The sequence below is a fragment of the Rummeliibacillus sp. G93 genome, from assembly GCF_023515935.1.
Lineage (GTDB): Bacteria > Bacillota > Bacilli > Bacillales_A > Planococcaceae > Rummeliibacillus > Rummeliibacillus stabekisii.
In genome coordinates, this window is the sequence record NZ_CP097314.1 from 1,675,529 (window position 1) to 1,698,280 (window position 22,752).

The 22,752-nt window shown below is 34.7% G+C and carries 20 protein-coding genes; 5 read left to right on the forward strand and 15 right to left on the reverse strand.

The features are described 5' to 3' along the window. Positions 1-30 precede the first annotated feature (30 nt). The 7 genes from panF to M2M59_RS08350 form a co-directional block, all read right to left on the reverse strand. A complete protein-coding gene (panF, locus tag M2M59_RS08320) occupies positions 31-1,491 on the reverse strand; it encodes a sodium/pantothenate symporter (protein WP_249775994.1) in 1,461 nt (486 codons plus the stop codon). Then, positions 1,491-1,757 (reverse strand): YhdT family protein, encoded by a 267-nt coding sequence (locus tag M2M59_RS08325; RefSeq protein ID WP_147193416.1) that lies wholly within the window; start codon positions 1,755-1,757, stop codon positions 1,491-1,493. Before M2M59_RS08325 ends, panF begins: the two co-directional genes overlap by 1 nt. A 441-nt stretch (positions 1,758-2,198) precedes the next feature. Continuing rightward, entirely contained in the window at positions 2,199-2,819 is a 621-nt protein-coding gene (locus M2M59_RS08330) for a class I SAM-dependent methyltransferase (protein WP_249774293.1), read from the reverse strand. 353 nt (positions 2,820-3,172) lie between these two features. Continuing rightward, positions 3,173-4,102: a glutaminase A gene (glsA, locus tag M2M59_RS08335; RefSeq protein WP_249774294.1), complete on the reverse strand. Its 930-nt coding sequence runs from the start codon at positions 4,100-4,102 to the stop codon at positions 3,173-3,175. 331 nt (positions 4,103-4,433) lie between these two features. Next, positions 4,434-4,598, reverse strand: a complete 165-nt coding sequence (locus M2M59_RS08340; protein WP_249774295.1) for a hypothetical protein — start codon at positions 4,596-4,598, stop codon at positions 4,434-4,436. Between the two features lie 556 nt (positions 4,599-5,154). Further along, positions 5,155-5,355, reverse strand: a complete 201-nt coding sequence (locus M2M59_RS08345; protein ID WP_066787299.1) for a hypothetical protein — start codon at positions 5,353-5,355, stop codon at positions 5,155-5,157. A gap of 256 nt (positions 5,356-5,611) precedes the next feature. Further along, positions 5,612-8,950, reverse strand: coding sequence for a CDP-glycerol glycerophosphotransferase family protein (locus M2M59_RS08350; protein ID WP_249774296.1), 3,339 nt, complete (start codon positions 8,948-8,950; stop codon positions 5,612-5,614). Between the two features lie 459 nt (positions 8,951-9,409). Here M2M59_RS08350 and M2M59_RS08355 point away from each other — a divergent pair, with 459 nt between their 5' ends. Both M2M59_RS08355 and M2M59_RS08360 read left to right on the forward strand, forming a co-directional pair. Next, positions 9,410-10,483: a CAP domain-containing protein gene (locus M2M59_RS08355; RefSeq protein ID WP_249774297.1), complete on the forward strand. Its 1,074-nt coding sequence runs from the start codon at positions 9,410-9,412 to the stop codon at positions 10,481-10,483. A 336-nt stretch (positions 10,484-10,819) separates the two neighbouring features. Further along, a complete protein-coding gene (locus M2M59_RS08360; RefSeq protein WP_249774298.1) occupies positions 10,820-11,557 on the forward strand; it encodes a sulfite exporter TauE/SafE family protein in 738 nt (245 codons plus the stop codon). A 255-nt stretch (positions 11,558-11,812) separates the two neighbouring features. Here the strand turns inward: M2M59_RS08360 and M2M59_RS08365 are convergent, their stop codons facing one another. Further along, entirely contained in the window at positions 11,813-12,763 is a 951-nt protein-coding gene (locus M2M59_RS08365; protein ID WP_249774299.1) for a tyrosine recombinase XerC, read from the reverse strand. Between the two features lie 247 nt (positions 12,764-13,010). Next, a complete protein-coding gene (locus tag M2M59_RS08370; protein WP_249774300.1) occupies positions 13,011-13,832 on the reverse strand; it encodes a MerR family transcriptional regulator in 822 nt (273 codons plus the stop codon). A 128-nt stretch (positions 13,833-13,960) separates the two neighbouring features. Here M2M59_RS08370 and M2M59_RS08375 point away from each other — a divergent pair, with 128 nt between their 5' ends. The 3 genes from M2M59_RS08375 to M2M59_RS08385 all read left to right on the forward strand — a co-directional run bounded on the left by M2M59_RS08375 (position 13,961) and on the right by M2M59_RS08385 (position 17,404). Continuing rightward, positions 13,961-15,292, forward strand: a complete 1,332-nt coding sequence (locus M2M59_RS08375; RefSeq protein WP_249774301.1) for an MATE family efflux transporter — start codon at positions 13,961-13,963, stop codon at positions 15,290-15,292. 190 nt (positions 15,293-15,482) lie between these two features. Next, positions 15,483-15,875: a DUF485 domain-containing protein gene (locus M2M59_RS08380; RefSeq protein ID WP_249774302.1), complete on the forward strand. Its 393-nt coding sequence runs from the start codon at positions 15,483-15,485 to the stop codon at positions 15,873-15,875. Then, on the forward strand, positions 15,875-17,404 hold the full coding sequence (locus M2M59_RS08385) for a solute symporter family protein (RefSeq protein WP_147193407.1): 1,530 nt from the start codon (positions 15,875-15,877) through the stop codon (positions 17,402-17,404). The genes M2M59_RS08380 and M2M59_RS08385 overlap by 1 nt, the downstream gene beginning before the upstream one ends. A 66-nt stretch (positions 17,405-17,470) precedes the next feature. Here the strand turns inward: M2M59_RS08385 and M2M59_RS08390 are convergent, their stop codons facing one another. The 6 genes from M2M59_RS08390 to M2M59_RS08415 all read right to left on the reverse strand — a co-directional run bounded on the left by M2M59_RS08390 (position 17,471) and on the right by M2M59_RS08415 (position 22,611). After that, positions 17,471-17,917 (reverse strand): hypothetical protein, encoded by a 447-nt coding sequence (locus M2M59_RS08390; RefSeq protein ID WP_249774303.1) that lies wholly within the window; start codon positions 17,915-17,917, stop codon positions 17,471-17,473. 183 nt (positions 17,918-18,100) lie between these two features. Then, positions 18,101-18,448 (reverse strand): hypothetical protein, encoded by a 348-nt coding sequence (locus M2M59_RS08395; protein ID WP_066787322.1) that lies wholly within the window; start codon positions 18,446-18,448, stop codon positions 18,101-18,103. Positions 18,449-18,761: 313 nt separating this feature from the next. Then, complete coding sequence (locus M2M59_RS08400) at positions 18,762-19,412, reverse strand: alpha/beta hydrolase (protein WP_147193405.1); 651 nt, start codon at positions 19,410-19,412, stop codon at positions 18,762-18,764. A gap of 154 nt (positions 19,413-19,566) precedes the next feature. Next, positions 19,567-20,064, reverse strand: a complete 498-nt coding sequence (locus M2M59_RS08405) for a hypothetical protein (RefSeq protein ID WP_249774304.1) — start codon at positions 20,062-20,064, stop codon at positions 19,567-19,569. A 30-nt stretch (positions 20,065-20,094) separates the two neighbouring features. Then, positions 20,095-21,633 (reverse strand): NAD(P)H-hydrate dehydratase, encoded by a 1,539-nt coding sequence (locus M2M59_RS08410; protein ID WP_249774305.1) that lies wholly within the window; start codon positions 21,631-21,633, stop codon positions 20,095-20,097. Between the two features lie 357 nt (positions 21,634-21,990). Continuing rightward, the gene (locus M2M59_RS08415; protein ID WP_147193402.1) at positions 21,991-22,611 is read right to left on the reverse strand and encodes a hypothetical protein; all 621 of its coding nucleotides are present in this window, start codon (positions 22,609-22,611) and stop codon (positions 21,991-21,993) included. Positions 22,612-22,752: the final 141 nt, after the last annotated feature.

Genomic DNA, 22,752 nt, shown 5'->3' on the forward strand with positions numbered 1-22,752 from the left:
CAAGCTTCTAAGAAGAAGCTTGGCAAAATATTAAATGATATGCTGTTTTTGATTCACTTTATGACGTGTGAATATACTAATGACGACATAGGTAATCAACGCAAACAAAATTGGCAATGTAACAGGATGCATGCCCAATATGTCTGGAATATTTTTCTTCAGTGTAATATCGTAAAGCGTAATGTAACTTATTAAACCGACAATCATAGAGGCTATCGCACCGTATTTATTTCCCGTCTTCCAATATAGTCCGAATACAACTGGCCATACAAAGACAGCTTCTAAACCACCGAATGAGAATAAGTTTAGCCATACCAGTAAACTTGGAGGCTTTAACGCAACAAATATAACAGCAACCCCGATGACAGCTGTTACTAGGAAACTGATTCTTTTAATTTCAGGATCAGTCGCCTTTGGTTTAATAAAATTCAGATATATATCTTTTACAATTGTTGAGCTCACAAGCATAAGCAATGCATTGACCGTCGACATGATCGCTGCCATTGGCGCAGCCAGCACGATACCTGCTAAATATGGCGGAAGAACTTTTAATGTTAAAAGAGGCATTACTTTATCACCTATTTCAATGCCAGGTAGGACTGGACGAGCTAAAACGCCTGTTAAGTGCATACCGAACATAACAGTACCAAGAGCAATAGTTCCAATGATGATTGCCGCATGCATGCTTTTTGTATCACGATATGACATAGCCCGAACAGCAATCTGTGGTAAACCGATAACACCAATCCCAATTAAAATCCAAAATGTTGAAACATATAGGGGGGTAAGACTGTTATCTGCACCGAATGGTGATACCAATTTCGGATTTTCAGCAACTAAATCATGCATGATATTAGAAACACCACCGCCTGCTATAATCGTTCCTACAAGTAAAATGATACTACCAACCAGCATGACAGACCCTTGGACAGCATCTGTCAATGCCACAGCACGGAAACCTCCGATAATGACGTATACGAGAACCACAGCGGCAAAAATAAAGAGTGCAGTTGTATAATGCAAGCCAGTCAACGATTCAATAAGCCGTGCACCACCCACCCATTGGGCCGCCATAGAAGAAAATAAAAAGATAATAATACTTAATGCAGATACCACTACAACAAAATTGCTTTGGTAGCGTTCACGCAAAAAGTCAATCAGCGTAATCGCTTTGTATTTCCTTGCGATAATAGCAAACTTTTTCCCTAAAATCATCAATACAAAGTAGCCTGCAGGCAGTTGAGCCATTGAAAGTAATACCCATCCAAGACCGGTATTATAAGCGACACCTGGACCACCTATAAAACTAGAAGCACTACCGTAAGTAGCCATCATGGTCATCGCCAGTAAGAAACCACCCATATCTCTCCCGCCTAAGAAATATTCCTGCAAGAAAGAATTCGAATTCATTACATGTTTATTTGCCAATATACCTATTAAAAAGATGATAACCAGAAAAATAAAGAGCGGGAAAATTACCTGCCAGTGCATCATGACTTATCACCGCCTTCATCGTCAAAAAGCATATCTCTGAAAAATACCTTGATGACAAAAATAATTAGTAAAATCATAAAGATTGTTCCTGCAATGCAACTATAGAAAAACCAAGCCGGAAAACCGAAAACATATGTATATTCTTTCGGGTCCGCTGATCCAAGCCCATAGGCAAAGCCAAACCATATTGCAAAATTGATGAGCACGAGCAAGACCCCAATTACTGCTTCTCGGTGAGCAATCTTAAAACGCGGATCATTCATAGAAACTCCCCTTTTATATCAATAGAATTCCTTACTATTTTACTTTTTTAAAGTGAAAAATGAAAGTTTAGAGGACAAATAATGTTATAATAGAGAGACAATAGTATAGGATTTCTCAAGGGTGGTCGGCTCACTCCCCGTTAGAAAGGGGGTGGTGCCGTATGACAGTTTTCGAAGCGCTTATGTTTGCTGTAGCTTTTTCTAGCTTAATTGTTGCAATGCTGTCATTTAACCAAAAAAAATAATCCACCCTTGAGTTAGCAGCTCGGTGGATTATTTCCTCTACTAGCTGACCCCTTTGATGGAGCCTGCTATTGTTATACCGTTAGTGTACCCGCACTAACGGTATTTTTAATATATGCATCTATGCCTATATTATAGCTGAAACAAAGCGAAAAGGAAAATAAATCGGATCTTTATAACATTTATCTTTGAACCCGTTTAGTTTGAAAGGATAAAAATGCCTCCACAATGTGAAATCGGGTAAAATTCAAAGAGATTTTTGAAGGAATGTTTTAATTCCTCATATACAAAATAATATTCATCAGGATCCCAATAAGCTAAGCTTTCTTGACGACATTTCTCCAATTGCTCTCTCGTTTCAAAGGCAATATCACCAATTAAAACTTTACCACCTTTTTTTAAAAGAGGTAGCAAACTATTGATGAATGTTACCTTTTCTTCATCTGTCAAATGGTGCAGCGTATACGTACTAATAATATAATCATACTGGTTTGTTAAGATTTCAGCGGGCAAGCCTTTCGATATATTCCATTCCATAAGGTTTGCTTTAGGCATCTTATCTTGGGCAATGGAAAGCATTTCGGTTGAAAAATCAATGCCATTTATTTGATGACCATTCACATACAATTTATTCGTTAGAGTGCCTGTTCCAAAGCCGATATCTAGCACTTTTGAATTCTCTTTTTGCATCACTTCATTATAAATGCCATTTAGAATCTCTTTGTATCCTGCAAACGGATACAAGTTATTTTCCTCACTTACTTGTACTGTTCCATCATAATGGTCTGCCCACAGATCAAAACCTTTTTTATTTAACATGAATGCTCCTCCAGTAATTTAAAAATTTGCGAGCATTCTAATTGAATGTTGAATTACTCGCAGTTCACCTTATCCATACAAATTTGTTTATAGAAGTTAGCACATTTCATATCTATCACACCTTTCTATTAATAGAGTTCAATTATAACATAATATTTTAAAAATTCAGTAATTATTTTATTAAAACTTAAAGATCAAGCAATTTAGCAGTACAGTAAATACTAGAAAGACATAGTATGTATACCATGAGAATTGCTATTCCATGACTCCAATACCACTGAAACTGTTATAATTCAACGCCTCATAACGGTCAATGGATATCGACCTGCTACATGATTTTCCTCATGGGATTATTAAAAAATACTCAAATCATATGTCTTTGAAAGTTTTTCAATACATTTCATCCCTGCTACACTATTCCCTATCTCATCAATTCCAGGACTAAAAACACCAATCCCTATTTTCCCTTTAAGTTGCTCCACTTTTCCATCGGGTACTGAACATAAGACTCCGCCAGATACACCGCTTTTCATTGGAATTCCAATAGAAGCAGCATACTTGCCTGAAGCATTATACAGTCCACAAGTTGTCATTAATGCTTTAGTGACTTTAGCAGTTTGGCGAGTGATTATTTCTTCTTTTGTTATTGGATAAATACCGTTTCCTGCTAGCATTAATCCTATTTTTGCTAGATCTCTAGTTGTCACTTCCAATGAGCATAAGTAGATATAGGTCTCTAGCGCTTTTTCTACATCATCAAGTAAATAATTATTTGCCTTTAGATAGTAAGCAATTGCACGATTTCGGTGGCTTGTTTCAATTTCGGAACTATATATTTCTTCATTTACTTTATGAATACTGCCAGTAGTCCGGCCTAAAAAGTCTGCAACATGTGCAACACGTTCCTCAGGCTTTTTCCCGGGTAACATGGAAGCGATTGTAATAGCACCTGCATTAATCATCGAATTGAAAGGCTTTCCAGGAATAGAGCTCTCTAATCGCATTATCGAATTAAAAGGGTCACCAGTTGGCTCTACATCAACTTTATCCAGAACAAAATCTAAACCATGATACTCACAAGCAACCATAAAATTGATTACTTTTGAAATACTTTGCAATGTAAAAAGAGTATCTGTTCCTCCGCTTTCAAAATAATTTCCATATTCGTCTATTAAAGATATACCAAATTGATCTACAGATTGGTGCGCTAGGGCTGGAATATAAGATGCCGGTTTTCCTTCTTTAGTATGTAATTTGGCTTCGTTTATAAGTTGTTCTAACATCACTTCTACCTCTTTCTCTATCTATAGCTAGAAGGAGATGTTCTAAAAACGGACATCTCTTTCACGTTTCATTATTTACTTAGAATTAGTGAAACATACGCATTTCCTTTTAGACAGGCATTCTTCTTTTCTTATTTATATATTTTCCAAATAATATCGTAGTTCTGCTATGATATCACCTGCAAAAAATCAATTGTAATTAGGAAAGAATTATCTTTAGGACACTTTTCATATATGTTTTTCCTAGTACCAAGTAGGAGATTGCGCATTACTAGTTACGCACTTTATAATTCTACCCTAACGGTATTAAACCAAGTATGCAACTATAACATTAGTCACTGAAATACATATTATATATAACATAGAGAATTAATATTCCCATAATTATCATTCCGCCAATGGCAGGAGTACCTATAAAAGATCGATTAAATACATCATTGCTTTCTTTCTTTGTTTTTTCAAAATGAACTTTGTTTTTTATATCTTCTTTTTTCATAATAACCTCCTATTCTACGTAATTAATTAAATTTAATAAGCAATATCCAATACAACTGATAATTTTCGTCGTTAGTAAATCGAATACAGTCTTCTATGCTTCGCTGGTCCTGCTTCTTCCATTTCCTTCTTAGCTATTAATTCACAGAGCAATAAGTGCCCTCTCATTTAGAAGATTCTGTTAAAATAGTTTATCATAGGTTGTGCTAACATGAAAAGATGCACATTTATCTGATGGAAGGTAGCCTTCTAAAAGTATATGTTTCTTACCAAACTAAAAGGCAACATCATCACATAAGATTGCCTTAACATAGAACAATACTCTAAATCAGTTTTACCGGTGAATGATAATTCTGCTCCTCCTGCAAGAATAGCTTTCTTGCCTATTGCTTTGATCAAAATTTTCCGCCATTCGGAACCAAGACGTTTACACTGCCATAAAACTCCTTTAAAAAGGAGGCTTGTCCAGATGGAAATATTAATTTTTTTGCTTCAACAAAAACAAAAAGATTGAACCCCTATACAGAGGTTCAATCTTTTCTAATAACTTCGTCATGTTAATACATTAAATGGTAGATTAGCGTATATCCAAGGACAATTAAGACAATTCCTAAAACAACGAATCCGATTGTCCGTATTGCTTTTGGTTGTCTTTCCGGCGGATTAGGGCCTGTTTCAGATTCCGGTTGGCCAATTGTAACTCCTTCATCTACTAATGACTCATCTTCTTGTTGATTGTTCTGTTTTTCAGAAGCCATTTCTTTCACTCCACTTCTGGTTATGTTTGCTGTACAGCTTATCTATTCCCTTTTTTAAGTAAAATAAACGATATAGAATGTGAAGTGATTTATTAGTTTACATAATAAAATTATTGTATAAATATGGGGTTTATTAATCCAACACTAAATCTCTAAGTAATTATTAACACACCTCTATAAGTAAACATCTATTTATGGAGAAAAAATTACCCTCTTTGCTGAAAACAAAAAGGATAATTTCTGTATAACCTATTATTTACTTATCAAAAAATCGGTCGACTACTCTTGCAGATGCATATCCATCTTCTAAGCCGCAGAATTTTTTGTAGAATTTATCATATTTCACTTTATATTGATCCATCACTTGATCGATATTGGTCACCGTATTTATAATCTCTTCCGTTGTTTTTATAAATGGTCCGGGCGCTTCTTCTTCAAAGTCTAGATAAAAGCCGCGAAGATTATCTCGGTAATCTTCCAAATCATATGTGTAATACAAAATGGGGCGGCCTGTATTCGCAAAATCAAACATAACAGATGAATAATCCGTCATCAGAATATCACTGACTAGGTATAGTTCCTGAATATCAGAGTATTTAGAGACGTCCATTACAAAGTCACGGTACTCTGCCGGAATATTAATATTATTACTAACCACCACATGCATGCGTAGAAGCAGGACGTATTCATTCCCTAATGCTTCTTTCATTTTTTCTAAGTCAAAGTTCAACTCAAAGGTAAACTTGTTATTCTTAGTTGTTTGGTTATCTCTAAATGTCGGTGCATAAAGAATGAATTTTTTATCTTTCGATAAACCTAATTTTTGTCTTATACGTTCGGTAATTACTCCTACGTCTGAACGATAGAAAATATCATTACGCGGATAACCACTTTCCATGATGTCCCCATCATAACGGAAAGCTGATTGGAATGCTTTTGTTGCATAAGCGCTCGGCGATAATAGAGTGCTCCATTGACGTGATGCATGATATACTCGGTCCAAATAGCCGTCATCCCGACCTTGAACGTTTTCAATATCAAATTGCATTTTTTTTAATGGTGTACCATGCCAAGTTTGAATATAGGTGGTCTCTTTCCGTTTATTCAAATAGCTTGGGAAGTTTTGATTGTTCACCCAGTATCCCGCTTTCGCCAAATAATAATAATATTGCGGGCTTAATCTTTTTATTCGAATTGTATTGCGGTCTTTAACAGGCAGGATATCGTCATACACCCATACCTTTTTATAAGGCAATTTACGTCTTATAATTTCCTCATAAATATATTTTGGACTGTCTGAATACTGTTTTCCAACTCCGCTTTCAAAAAGGATTAAATTCTTATCTATTTTAGTGAATTTTATTAAGTATTTATACAATTTTTTCATTGTCGGGAAGTAAGGTTTACTTTTTCTGAAACGTGTTTGCAGATATTTTTGAGCCATCTTCCACTCATCAGAAGTCTCTTTATGCTTTTTCGCTTGTTGAATAGTCGTATAAATCCGCTCATTAGAAAATTGATCACGATATTGAATGAATTTAGAGGCCCGGTTTACGTACTTATCCTCCATCGTAAAATTGGTTTGTGCATATCTTTCAAGTTCCTCCAGCACATTCTCTACCTCATAGGCAATGGTACCTGGTAGATCTTCTTCAATATTTAAATGGGAGGGACGTTTACCTAAAAATCGTTTTTGGTCAAATTGATAATATATGATTGGCTTATGTAAGAAGCTAAAGTCAAAAGCTACACTTGAATAGTCCGTAATCATGATCGCACTTTCTTTGATTAGCCTTTGGACATCAACTTCCCCTTGGCTTATCACTTTGACAGATGCAAATTCTTTAAAATAAGGCGTAAAATGTTGCATATTAGGATGTAAGCAGAACACCACTTCGAAATCATATTTTTCAGCCAGCATATGTAAAGCTGGGTGGTTCACAAGTTCTTTATAACGTTCGAAATAAGCACTTTCCAAAAATACCTCATCTGAAGTAATCCAATCGCGCCAAGTTGGAATAATAAGCAGTTGTCGTTTTAAGGCCACATCTTTTGCAAATAAAGAATCAAATCGAGATAAGCCTGTTACCGCTACTTGTTCTTCAGCCCAACCGAAATCTCCCACAATCATGTCTTTTTCAAATTCAGAGCTTACTAAGAATAAATCTGTTTCAAAGGCAGCTGCACCATTTTTACCATAGTTTGCAACCATATTCTTAGTTCCCATTACGCCATGTTGAAGGAAAACTTTTACCCCTTGCACCTGATTTTTGTACTTTTTCGTACGAATTGGATACAAATAGTCAGGATGATGAGATGAGATAATTCTAGTTGCCATCATCGTTTTTTCAATATGCTCTACCGATTTATAATAGAGGACATTGCCGAGTGGCTCTACATTCGCTGCTTCAGGCGAATCTTTTTCAATTACATAGTAGACTTCTTTTTCAGGATGTTCCTTCCTCATGTATTCGAAGAATCGATAGCCAGTATCTTGAGCCTTATAAATTCTTTCGCCTACCAACCAGATATCACGGTTTTGATTTTTTTTGTAAATTTGTCTTGCATTTTTCATAGAATTAACTAGGACGTCAAAGTCTCGATTTGGAAAATTCCATGTTTCGAACGATAAATTGGATGCTTTAAATGTGAGATATGGACGTATGACTATTGCATAGTCCCCATGTTTTGCATAGAGATCTTTCATAAAGAGCTTAACCCTTTTCGTTGGTCGACCAACCCTTGCCCGGTACATCTCTTGGTATCCATAGGTGTCTAAATCTAAATCCATATAAGCATCCAATATACCATCTTTTAATTCTTTATTGATTAATGAAGCAGTATTGAAGGTCATTTGGAAACGGTATCTATTTAAACCAAAATGCGTGTTAATTGCTTCTGGAATATCTGAAAATGACATTGTTGTATGCAATTCTTCATTAGTGGTACGGTTTCTTAAAATACCAAGTCCGCTGTTAATTTTAGCATTTTTTGTGAAAATTAATCCTTCGATTCGTATAATATCTTCATCCATCACAATCTTTTCTGTTTGTAATTTAATATTTGGCTGAATAAGATTATTGTAATAAAACGAGATGTTTCCCTTAGTTGTCAACCCAAATACACCAAAATTATTATCCAACTTGTACATTTCAATTCCACTTATTTGTGTATTTTGAAAGCGTCCAAACCGGATAAAATATTCCATGTACTCTTGATCATTAATCGTAATAAATTTTGCATTATTTTCGAGAAATCGTTCTCGATTTTTTTCTGAGATATTTTCTGCTGAATTACGAACTTTTAAATAAAAATCTAATACATCTTGATTGTTATCGTCTTCAAATTTGATTTGTTCTAAAATTTGATCGAGTTGAATCGTCAATTTGAAATTGGCTGAAGGTTCAACTTCTGCCAATTTAATAATAAAACCTTCGTGGTACCTTGCTTTCGCCCAAAGTTCTTTTACTTTATAATCATTATTTGCAAAAACACCTTCAAATACTATTTCTTGTCCACTTTGCGCAATGGAAAGAAACTGTTTATTTTTCACTTTTGGTGATTTGCTTCTGTTTCTTTTAAGTTTAAATTTCAATATTATCACCTGAACTTTATAAAGAGTTATTTACCCATTTTCATTATGTCACCTAGTAATTTATTTTATCATATTTCTTTCATTTTGCGTTCTATAGCCATTATGTATGGGCGTTTTACAAATTGGGTGGTTTCACCCCTACATGTTCAAACTAAATACCCATTCTGACGCTTTACTATCGTCCGATATGCAAAACTCGTCATGGAAGCGTTTTGTATCTTCCCTAAGAATAATGCCTTTTTTCTAGGAGACAAACAATTGGTATAAATCCTGTTAGTTTTGAACAATTTTCATTTGATCATTTACCTCAATAGAAGTATAAAAACCGCTATTACGATTGATGAAATTCTAAATCGTACATAGAAATCATTCTTGTCTTTTTTGCTATCATTCCTAAGGCATTATAAAATCAATAACATGCTAGGCATAAAAAAAGTAAATTATTAGGAGTGGTTCCGTGTGAAATTATTAAGGATAATCTTCTTTTGCTTGATTCTCCTCGGAGTATATTTCATTATTCAAAAGGATCAAATTAATACTAAGGATCTGTCATCTGTTTCAAATACCTTCAGAGAAGGTGTTGATTTTATAACAGCAAAGGTACACGACTTAAAATTAACTTCAAAAAAGCAGGATACGCTTGAGAACGTCAAAAAGCCTGACCTAAAAATACCTAAGCATCAAGCCCTCTCTGTACACAATATAGAAATTGGGAACACAAAAGAAAGCGTCGAAAAACAGATGGGAAAAGCGCAGCGTTCTACCTATAATGAATATGGCGCTAAATGGTACACGTATCATAAAAACTATCACAACTTTTTTATGGTTACCTATGATTCCAATCAACTTGTGGCTGGATTATACACAAATCAAAATTTGGTATCTTCAAAACAAGGGATACAAATCGGTAATTCTAAACACTCTGTCGAAAAGAAACTTGGCACTCCCTTAAAAGGTATTAAAAAAGGCTTTGTCCTTTATCAAATGCAAAATAACGGAGAATATGACATATACGAAATGGACAGGAGCTACGTGACAGTATTTTTCGATAAGCATAATAATAATATGTTAACCGCAGTACAAATTATTAGTAAAAATTTAGAGGCGAACAAGAAAAACTTTTACCCTCAAAGCAGTAAACGCCTTACAAAAGGCTTTGAATATCAATTATTTGACCTTACAAATGCAGCACGCGTAAAAAATGACCTACATCCGCTCTCTTGGAATGTTCAGGTCAAAGCGACCGCTCAAAAACATAGTGATGATATGGCTTCTCATCAATATTTCAGTCATACAGATTTAAACGGGGGATCACCCTTTGATCGGATGAAGAATGATGGAATTGCTTTTATGACAGCCGGAGAAAATATAGCTGAAGGGCAAATCAGCAGTGTATATGCTCACGAAGGATTAATGAATTCACTTGGGCATCGTAAAAACATTTTAAATGATAAATTTGACGCGCTTGGTGTAGGAGTTGCATTTGATCAAGCATCTAGGCCCTTTTTTACCGAAAACTTTTTAGGGAATTGAGTGATAAAATACATCCATTAAATCAATCTTTGAGATAATGGTGTAGCCGCAAAAAAGTTAAACAAAAACACCATTTAACCTTACTTGTTTAAAATTAATAAGAAGCTTCCATTTTGAAAAAAGATAATCAAAATGGATGCTTTTTTAGTATTTTTCATTTTGGTTTAATAAAAAAACTTTAGATGATTTAAAAAACAATATCAAAAATTATGCTCATATCATTTACTTATCATTAATTCAAATTCTTCTACCTCATCGTTCCATTCATCATGTTTTTAAAGTTGATTATACGTGGTAAACTGAATCTATGGTGCAATTTTGAAAGTAGGTTATTTAATGGAATTTATTATCTTTTTTTTAATTGGAATTATAGGTAATGTAGTCGGTACATTGGTTGGAGGAGGGGGACTTATTAGCTTACCTACTATGTTACTTATGGGGTTACCTGTACATTCAGCAATTGGTGCAAACAAGGTTTCCAATACTATCAGTTCACTCTCAAGCTTTCTTGTCATATTAAAGAAAAAAGAAGTTTCCACAAAAGAAGCATTAATAGTCCTACTATTTTGTCTTGGAGGAGGTATTTTAGGTGGACTCATTGCTTCCTTTTTAAGCGGAAGTGCCCTTACGCTTATTGCAATCATTCTATTAAGCTTTGCTTTTGTAACTTCCTTCATTAATACAGGTAATTTTGATGGAACTGAACAATTTCATGCAAGTAAAAAATCAGGAACTGCACTAATTGGTATAGGAATGTATGACGGAATGTTTGGGCCAGGAAGCAGTACACTTGCATTATATTTATATGCAAGCCAAAAAATCTCTTATATCCGAGCAATTGGCTTAGCAAGAGTTGGGGTTTTTGCAAGTTGTTTTGGCTCAGCCATCACTTACATATCAACAGGTAAAATTTTATGGCCACTTACCATAGCATTAATGCTTGGATCCATTGTTGGTGCACAGTTAGGAGTAAGATTAGCTCGCAAATTAAAAACAGAACATGTAAAACCACTTCTTAGATTAGTAACAGTTCTTTTAGTCGTACAAATGATTGTAGATTACTTTGATTTTTAATATACAATTCTAATCACACGAATAAGACGTCCATCACACTTTTGGATTGACGCCTCCTCGTTGTTTTAAAATAAAATATATTGGACTTCTTATAAAAGAATTAATATTCTAATTCACTTGTACTTAAACTATACTGACCCATTAGTTTAAGTACATTTTTGATTTAGTATTACCTTTAATACCCTTTTGCATCGGTAGCCATACCTCAACACTTTATATAAAGTCCCTGTTTATTTGTTTACATAATATTATTATTTATAAAATGTTTAGAGGATTGTTTTCAATTACTCGTTGGATCTCTTCATTCTCCACATGTGTATAAATTTGAGTCGTTGATACGTTAGAGTGGCCTAGAATTTGTTGCAGGCTTCTAATATCTGCACCACTTTTATACATCATCGTAGCAGATGTGTGGCGTAATTTATGTGGCGACAGCTTCTTTTTTTCTAACCCTGATGATAAATTGATTGCTTTTACAATCTTTGCAATTCGTTGCCTTGTTAAACGTGTTCCTTTTTGAGAAAGAAATAAAGCCTCATTTTTATCAGCATTCTTCATTTTGTTCCTTTCATGCTCTAAATAAGTTTTCAGCGCTTTAAGGCATGCATCATTGAGATAAACAGACCTTTCTTTATCGCCTTTCCCTCTCACAGTCAGTGTACGCTCATGGATAGAGTCCATATTTAGATTACATAATTCAGATACACGAATACCCAAATTCAAAAAGAATGTCATCATGCAATAATCTCTATCATAATGTGCGCTGTACTGGATGCCGCCCATAAATGTCTTCGCTTCATCTAAACTGAGATAAATCGGCTGCTTTTTTCCTATTTTTGGTGTTTCCAAATCATCTGCCGGGTTTTCTTCTATAATATGGCGCTTGGATTTCAAGTATTTAAAAAATGAGCGCAATGTCGCTACCTTCCTTGCACGGGTGTGTGCGCTATTTTTTCGTCTTTCCTCGCAGTATTCTAAAAAAAGATACATATCTTCGAGTGTTATTTCCTTTAAGAACGAGGCATCAATTGAATGTATATCAATTGTATCAATTTGCTCTAATTTATCTTGTTGTACGCTAAGCGTAAATCGCAGAAATAAGGTCAAATCGTATTCATACTCATCTCGTGTGCGTTTTGACTTTCCTTTAATAGCTGTTAAATAAATTAAAAAATCTCTAAGTATTTTTGGCTTTTTTTGATCCATCTCACATCACCTCAATTTCTTCTATTCTATCATAAATAACTTTCCCAAATATACATTTGGGAACCTTTTTAATAAAAGAAGATAATAAAAAGTCGAATCCTCTACTTAGAAGACTCGACTTTGTCGAAATGTAATGGTTAACTATTCTACTTAGAAAAAATAATTTCTCTTAGAAAGAGAAATTATAATAATTAAGAATAAATGAATGATTAAGTAGAAATTATAAGTGTAAACGAGAATAAATGGACTATTTAATTGGAATCATAATCTTAGTCACATAATTCTCCGCACCATTGACAGCAACCTCATCTAAAATATATTCTTCATACGCAAAATTTTTAATCACTAATTGATGCTCTTTTACAAATTCAAATATTCGGTGATAGGATGGAGCAATTTCCTTATCGTTTCCTTTATGATAGGCAATAATATACTGTCCTGCTGGCCGAACAATTGTGGAGACCTTTTCGATACTCGAAGGCATTTCGGTATAAAGATAACTATAATTTCCGAAGTTCTCAGCCAATATTTCTTCCTCTGCTAAAATGGCTCCGATTGGATGCCCCGTATATAATTCATGCTTATTGCACAAGTCAATAAAATCAGTCACAGCATTCAAGTATTGACGATTTGTTGCATGACGTAGATGCTGGCTTATGAGCAATGTTCTCTCAGGAAGATCTTCAACAGTAATACTTTTCCAATCCACTTCTAATGCTTCTTTGATAATTTTGATAGTCGTTTCGGCTATTGTTCTAATATGCTGAAGCTTACTAATTTTATTGTCAATTTCGTCCAATTGGCTAGTAAGTAATTGAATAGCTTCAATCGGCGTTTTGTTATTTAAAAAATTTCGAATTTCTTTAAGAGGCATACCTAAATCTTTCAACAGTTCAATTACTATATAAACTTCGTACTGTGAATAGGTATAATAACGATATCCATTGTTCTCTTTAATATAGGGTGAAAGTAAACCGATTTCATCGTAATAAAATAAGGTTTGTTTTGATATATGGCAAAGTTTAGCAAACTCCCCAGTAGTAAAATATTTGTGTGATTGTTCTGACATAACATTCCGCCTCTCTATCAAGTGCATACGTATTGACTATATAGTAACTATATACTTTAAAATCATATTAGAAAAGGAAAAGAAACGTTCTATCTAGAAAGGAAGTGCTCCATTTTACGGAGGCATCTATGAGTGATACATCAATCAAATTAACGCAAACCCCAATTCACAAACTATTTTTATCGTATTTATTCCCCTCACTACTCGGTATGATTTTAATGTCTGTCAATATTCTTGTAGATGGCATTTTTGTCAGCAACGGAGTCGGACCGCTTGCCTTAGCGGGAGTCAATATAGCAGTGCCTATTTTCTCTATATTGTTATCCATTTCTCTATGGATTGGAATGGGAGGTGCAACTCTTTACTCTATCGAAATGGGCAAAGATAACATAAAGCAAGCTCGCTCCATTTTTATGCAGAGCTTATTAATGACCGTGAGCATTGTTGGTGTTCTCGTTATCATTTGTCTTTGGAAACAAAAAGAGATAGCTCTGCTATTCGGCGCAAGTACTAAAGTTCTTCCCTATGTTGAAGACTATCTTCACGTCATTCTTCTTTTCGGTCTCATATATGTATTAGAAAATGTTTTAAGCATTTTTATACGAAACGATGGAAATCCGAAACTAGCTATGATTGGTTTAATCACAACATCAGTCTTAAATATCATCCTGAACTATATCTTTATCTTTCAGATGAATATGGGCGTTAGTGGAGCTGCATATGCAACAGCCCTTTCAACAGTCGTAGGTTTATGTGTACTTCTTTTGCATTTTTTACGAAGCGATAGCCATTTACGTTTTAATTTGAAAACATTCCACTTTAACTTAAGTAATATGAAAGAAATTTTAAAAATTGGCTCACCAAGCTTTATTACAGAAGGTTCTACTGCTATTGTTGTCGTAGGCTATAATATTGCCTTCAGTCATTTCGTCGGTGAAATTGGCGTTACTTCTTATGCTGTAATCAATTATTTACATGCCGTATTTATCATGCTTTTCTTTGGTATTAGTGCAGCCATACAACCAATTGTAAGCTTTAGCTATGGAGCAAAATTAACAGAGCGACTCAAAGCTGTCTTGAAATTGGGACTTCTTGCTGGCATTATTGCAGGTATACTCATTATTCTTGTGGGATGGCTCCTTGATGATCAGTTGATCCAAGCATTTAGCGTGCATGACCCTGCTATCATTGAATTTACAAAGCAAGGCATACATCTTTTCTTTATTGGCTATTTGTTTCTTAGTTATAACTTGCTATATGCAGAATTTTATCAATCGATTAAGAAAATACGCTTATCGATGATTATCATTCTTATGCGTTCCCTTGTACTATTCCTCCCATTGCTCTATTTATTGCCTGCAGCGTTTTCGGGCAAAGTACTTTGGTTAGCCTTTCCTATTGCAGAAGGAATGACTGCTATTGGTATACTGTTATATCAGTTAAAAAAGAATCAAAGCTAAACGGTACATGAATAAGTTTCTTCTATTATATAGGTAGCCACTATTTCCTCTTTAGAAATAGTGGTTTTTACTTATTTTCCAAAAATAATTAATTTTCTAAAAAATGTTGCTATTTTTGTCAAATTTGCATATGATTATTTCAAGGGATTGGAAGCACTTCCAACTTCATATTTTTAAAGGGGGATTTTGTATGAGTCAAAATTTAGCTCACTCGTTAGAAGAAAAAAAAGTTGTGAGCGATCATTTGGGGCAAGAACCAAATGTTTTGAATGGCCTGACAGAAGAAAAGTATGTATCTATTTCAGAAAGTTCTGAATTTAAAGCGCTTGTAAAAAAGAAAAATAGTTTTATTGGATCTATTTCAATTCTATTTTTAGGTCTCTACATTCTATTGCCTATCTTAACCTCTTTCACAACAATATTGGATGGAAAAGCCTTTGGTGATATTACCTGGGTATGGATTTATTCTTTAGGATTATTTATTATGACGTGGGTACTCTGTATGCTTTATGTCAAAAAAGCAAATGTATTTGATCAAGACAGCGAAAAAATTATTGAAAAAGCGAAGGATGGTGGCTATTAATGGGAGCTATTGGGATCTTATTCTTCGTGGCAATTGTAGTGCTCACTTTGATTGTTACGTATATTGCATCGAAAAGAACAAATTCAGCTAGCGAGTTCTACACTGCCGGCGGTGGCCTAACAGGTTGGCAAAACGGCATTGCGATTGCTGGTGACTATTTATCTGCTGCTTCATTTTTAGGAATAGCAGGTGCTATTGCTTTATTTGGTTTTGATGGTTTCTTCTATAGTATTGGCTATTTGGTCGCCTATTTAGTTGTTTTGTATATTGTAGCTGAACCTTTACGAAATCTTGGACGCTACACATTGGCAGATATGATTACTGCACGTTTTAATCAAAAGAAAGTTCGTGGGACTGCTGCTATAAGTACAATAGTAATTGTGTTATTTTACATGATTGCACAATTAGTTGGGGCTGGTGCACTAATACAGCTTTTGCTAGGAATAGACTATTGGATAGCTGTATTGTTAGTGGGCGTAATGATGACAATTTACGTTCTATGGGGCGGGATGGCCGCTACAAGTTGGGTACAAATTATTAAAGCTGTTCTTTTAATGATCGGTACTGTTATTATCTCATTCCTTGTACTCTTAAAATTCAATTTTAATATTCTTGAAATGTTCCAAACTGTTAAAACATCAACATCTCATGGTGAAGCTTATCTCAATGCTGGCGTAAAATATACTAACGGCTTTGATACATTATCTGTGATGATTGCTTTGGTTTTAGGTACAGCGGGTTTACCTCACATATTAATGCGCTTCTTTACTGTAAAAGATGCAAAAACAGCCCGGAGCTCAGTTGTAAGCGCAACATGGATTGTTGGTATCTTTTATGTCCTCACTATTTTCCTTGGTTTTGGAGCCGCTGCATTTGTAGGGTCTGAAAAAATCGTTTCAGCCAATGCAGCCGGAAATATGGCCGCACCACTTCTTGCTCAAGCATTAGGCGGAGACTTGTTAATGTCATTTGTTTGTGCAGTTGCTTTCGCGACTATTTTAGCTGTTGTTGCCGGATTGGTATTATCAGGTGCTTCTGCTTTCGCTCATGATATTTATGGCCAAATTATTCGTAAAGGCAAAGCAACAGAAAAAGAACAAATGAAAGCTGCACGTTATGCTTCTATAGGGGTTGCGGTAATTTCTATCCTTCTTGCATTAGGTGCTCAAACATTAAATGTAGCTTTCTTAGTATCGCTAGCATTTTGTATTGCAGCAAGTGCAAACTTGCCAGTTATTATTTACACTATCTATTATAAGAAATTTAACACAACAGGTGCTGTTTCAGCAATGGTAACTGGACTAGTTGTAGCATTGATTCTTGTAGCATTAAGCCCTAATATTTGGAGTCCAGAAGGTACGGCTATTCTAAAAGGGACAGCATTGTTCCCTCTTACTAATCCAGCAATCATTTCAGTTCCGTGTGGTTTCTTAGCAGGTTGGATTGGTTCACTAGTAGGTCAAAAATCAGATGTTCGCAAGTATGCAGAAGTAACTGTGAAAGCGAATACTGGACTTAAAAATAGCTAGCTAATAAAAAAGAGATTGGGGGTTGATTCTCCTGATCTCTTTTTTATTCTCTCTATTACGTAGTCATTATTCTATCTCTAATGAAAAAACATAAGCCGCATCTCCATGGTATTGTTTCCCTTTTTCATCGGTATCCCACCATACACTATATACATAATAATACACACCCTTTTTTGTTGGGGTTTTGAATTGTCCGTCACCTTTTAACTGTATTTTCTTTTCCTCATTACCTTCCATTAAAGATAAATGAACTTCTGTAGGCTGTGGCTTATAATCCATCTTAATCTGGGCTATTGCCTTAGATGTAAGCCTGATTGGCTTTTTATTTTGTAATAATTCTGGAGGTCCTACCTTGTCAACACACATATTTGTCCAGCAGTATGAACCTTGAGTCGTGCTATACTTTTCCCCATTCAATTCTACAAAAACAGACGGAGGACGGTCACCTGGTAATCCCTTCTTATTGGATGTAGTGCAGCTGCTAAGGATACAGCTCAATAAAATACAAACCAATATCAATCCTTTTTTGATAAAAATACACCCCCTAATTTATCTATATGCTAGACCTAAAAACCAAAGCCAATAAAAAAAACATCCGCCCAATGTGTTTTCACTGAACGGATCTTCATACTCTCGCTTAGAAATATTTTAATTTAAGCAAATCATTAAAAATCTTATTTATACAATCCTTCTTTTTCAATTCATGGTGGTCTTCATCAACTTTTTATTCGGTACATTATGTTTAAAGCCAATTGTATTTAGCTGTCTGATCAATTGCGTCTCTGTCATACGTGTACTGTTTTTTTGGATATATTCAACCGGAAAACTTGAGGGATGAAATACTTTTGCACCTTCAAATAACCATTTAATTCGATAACTATCATGGAATTCCTGGATCCTTTTTCTTGCTTGGCTAGATTGATCATCATAACCAAATTGAAATCCACAGCACTGGCAAATTTCACCAGATCCACTAAGGTTACTATCATACGGTTTCTTTGCTAAACCCATAAAACCACATACAGGGCATCTAAACTTTTTCATATTCCTCACCTCATTTTGGTTTTTTAACGTTAACCAAACTTTAACCTAAAAAATTACAAAAATCAACATGAGGTGACGTTGAGAAGTATTTTCTGATTTTCTTCCATAGGTAAAAAGTTATTTTTATTACGACTAATTTGTATCAAAAGTATGAACTACATTTCCTCTAATAGTTCTTATGAATATAAAACCTTTATTAACCATAAGGTAAATAGACATTATAAAAGAAGAAAAAATTTCTTTGGTTCTTTTTTCCTCTTTTTTAAAAGTTTTAAATTTTAATAATATTCCCTATTATCATAGTGTTTAAACGTTATTGATTTGAAGATTTCTTTTTAAAAAACTGTATCACTTCTTCTTGGATATATGGAGGTACTCCATGACCATCTTCGAATCCCTTAAAAGTTACTTCTGCATCATAGCTTAAGAAGAAGCCTTTGCTTTCTTCCCCCCATTGATAAGGAAGAACGTAATCCATAGTGCCATGTGCAATATAAATAGGAAGGCTATCAACGGATTTCTTTTTATAATCTGTCTTAACAAAGTCTGGAATATAGCCGCTTAATGCTACAACTCCCGCTAGTTTTTGATTTCCCATTACAAATGCTAAAGAATTGGCCAGCACGGCACCTTGGCTAAAGCCCAAAATATACAACTCTTTTAAGTTAAGCGGGAACTCAGTAGCTGCTTCTTCTATAAATTTTGCAATATGAATAACAACTTGATCAAATACATGGCGATCCGGTTTTCCGAACTCTTTGTCATGATAGAAAGCATATCCAGGTTCTTGAAGGATGGGGCCCTGCAAGCTAAATATAAAGTAATCTTCTTTTAATTCTTGCACTAGCTGTGGCAAGTCTTCTTCATTGCTTCCCATTCCGTGCAGTAAAAATATTGCAGGATATTTCTTTCCTTCTACAATATTTGTTGGAGCAGAATAAATAAATGTAAATGGTGATTTCATAATCATCTTCCTTTCAAGGATTATATACACTATCATAGCATAATTTTTAAACTGGACTTTTGACTATATCCTAATAGAATTTCTATCGATTTCACCAGATAGCTTCTGAAACGACGTATAAGGAATTAAAAATAGCGTGGCTATGTTTGCCACGCTACTCATTGTTCACTTTATATTCTTTTTCCTCTAGCTCTAGCTGCCATTCTCTATTGCGGCCAACGAAACCTAGACAAAATGAGATAAGATGAACTAGCAAAAAGGAATTTTCATTAAAATACCAATTCACAGTAAAATAATTAAAATAGCTTTGATGTTTCAAAACAGACATCATTGTCTTCCCTTTTTTTTCAAATCCATTGATTGTCTCTTGAATTGTCTGATATTCACCTGTAATGGCAATAACCAAAATAATGATTATAGCAAGTAGTAATATCCCTGGTCTTCGCAACGGTCTAATAGCAAAGTACTTTCTTCCGACTGTCCAGGTTATAAATAAACTTAAAAACAAAAAAGGAATTAATAATACGATTGGTACGATTGCTGTATTGGCATGGTTGATTGACTGTGTAGGCTTTCCTGTGAAGAAAAACTCGATGGCAAGACAGCCAAAAAACGAGATGGCCAGTGAAATATACCAGGCTAAATTGCGCACTGCCATCTTCCTTTCTATTCTTTATATTTTTTATCGCATTTCATTTAGAATTTCAGGAATCCCTTCTATTATAGCATTTGGAGTTACACTGTAATGGGATAATTTCTCTGCTTTCACTTCCGCAGCTCTAGCATGTAAAAATGTAGCGCATACTAACGCTTGTTCAGGGCTTGCATGTTGACATATAAAGGACAGAATAAGGCCGGTTAAAACATCACCGCTACCTCCCCGTGCTAGCGCATCATGTCCATGGGGATTTACCCATGTATTACCATCTGGAACTTCAACAATAGAGCGATGACCTTTCAATAATACGTATACACCATGCTCTTTTGCAAATTTCTTTGCTACCTCTAATCGATTACTTTCAATTTCTTCTACACTGCAATCTAAAAGTGCTGCCATTTCACCCGGATGGGGTGTAATAATAACAGGGCCCTTGTATTCCTTCAATAAATGGAGGTAATCCTTAAGATAGAATAGGCCATCCGCGTCTATAATAATAGGCTGATCGTGGCATTTACTAAACAAGATCTCCAATATTTTTCCGCCATGTTTAAAACGACTAAGTCCAGGACCTATGGCAATTGCCTTATATGTAGAAAATGAAATTTCAGAAAGCGATGCTGGAGATATGTGGTCTTCTATATTTGAAAGCTTTATATATAATGCTTCTGGCAACTGAGATGCTGAGATTGCATAATTTTCTTCCGGCACAGCTAATGTCACAAGCCCAATTCCTGAGTGAAATGCAGCTTTGGCGGAATAAATAGGTGCTCCTACATATGAACTAGAGCCTCCTATAACAATACCATGGCCAAATGTTCCTTTATGACTGTTTGATGGTCTCTTTGGCAATTGTGCATAGACATCTCCGTTTGTAATTAGCCTTGGCAGAGATTGAGTGGATTTTTCTGCAAGCTGATAAGGTACTGAGATATCTGCAATTTCCCATTCACCAATATACATTGGTCCGTCTTGCAAGAAGAATCCTTTTTTGGGCATCACAAAAGTAACAGTACGATCAGCCTTGATGGCCATTTCTGTAACTAGTCCGGTATCAGCCTCCAAGCCTGAAGGAATATCTACTGCTAAAACATAAGCAGTAGACTCATTTACCATTTCAATGACTGAACGAAATGGGTCTTTAATTATGCCCTGCATCCCTGAACCTATCATTGCATCTATAATAATAGTAGCACAGTTTATTTTTGACTGAAGCTTATCCTTATCCATTGTTGCCATTGTTAAATAGGGAAGACCTCTATTTTTATAGACTAAAAAGTGGGTAAGTGCATCTCCCTTTAATGTCTCCTCTTTAGGCAGAAGGCACAATTCCACATTATATCCATGATCACATAACTTTCTGGCAGCTACAAATCCATCGCCGCCGTTGTTACCGTTACCTGCTAACACAAGAATGCGCGCGTCTAGATCATGGTATGTTGACAAAACTGCAGACACGATAGCAGAACCTGCATTCTCCATTAATACAGCACCTGGAAGCCCGACCTGTTCTATTGTAAATTGGTCAAGCGCAGCTAAATCTTGCCGACCGCCTATGTACATGAAAATCACTTCTTCCCTTTTTTGTATATGTACTATGTATATGTACTTTATATATTATAATAAGAAAATCTTAATGTTGCCAATGCACTTATCAGAATATTTAAACCTCTAAAATCTTTTCATTCATATGAAGAAAGAAGTCAAAAAACCAATTAATACTAGCCACATTTTACCTAAACTTTCTATATCTACTCAAGAGATATCTATATTTTAATGAACCCTATAGCTATTATACCTAAATTTTAATCTTACGCCTACTTAGTTTAGGGACTAAAGACCTTAGACGATTTACTTTATGATTTTAAATCAAAATATAGAGGAAGTTAAAAACTTCCTCTATATTCAAATCCCTAATTTTTAGCTATTCTTTTTTATATTTTTAAGCAATCCTCCATCATCCTTATAAGTAATTTGAGCAATCTTACCTTCTTCAGGTAAAGTAGCAATCCCTTTAATTTGATACTTCTTTGTTGCATGATCTCCCTTCTTATAGTTAACACTCACAACAAAATGATAGTTGTGATTTTTATCCGTTTTTTCTATCTCCATATCTTTCACATTTATTTTTATATCTTTAGATTTCAGCGTATAATTAAATGCTGATGTAACAAAAAAAGAAGAGAATCCAGTTTTTGTGAAGTATGGCTTGTATAATCCCTCAACATAATTATGCAGTTCACTACCGTATGAAGCTTTCAGCATTTTCTTTCCTTCTATTATTGTAAAGTTTTCAGGATTATGAAGAATTTTATTATACTCCTGCTTAGGGCTTGTAAATTCTGTTTTTAGTACATGCTTTATTGATTGTACATTTTTATCGACGATGTTCTCATTTTCTTCTACCATAACTCCCGCTTGTACTTTTTTCCCTTCTATCAATTTAGCGCTCGAACATCCAGCTGCTATTGATCCTACTATGGCAATCCCTAAACACATACCCATTAAACGTAAGTAACTCAAAGATTTTCTAATCATCATACATCACCCTTCTTTTTTTATAATGTACCTATGAAGAAGACTTCTAAATCTGTAGTCTAGTATGCTTTTTTTGTTTGCTATACATCTTACGTAGAAAAAAAAGCATTTAGCATTACAGGAATTTTAAAAATCTAGCTATAC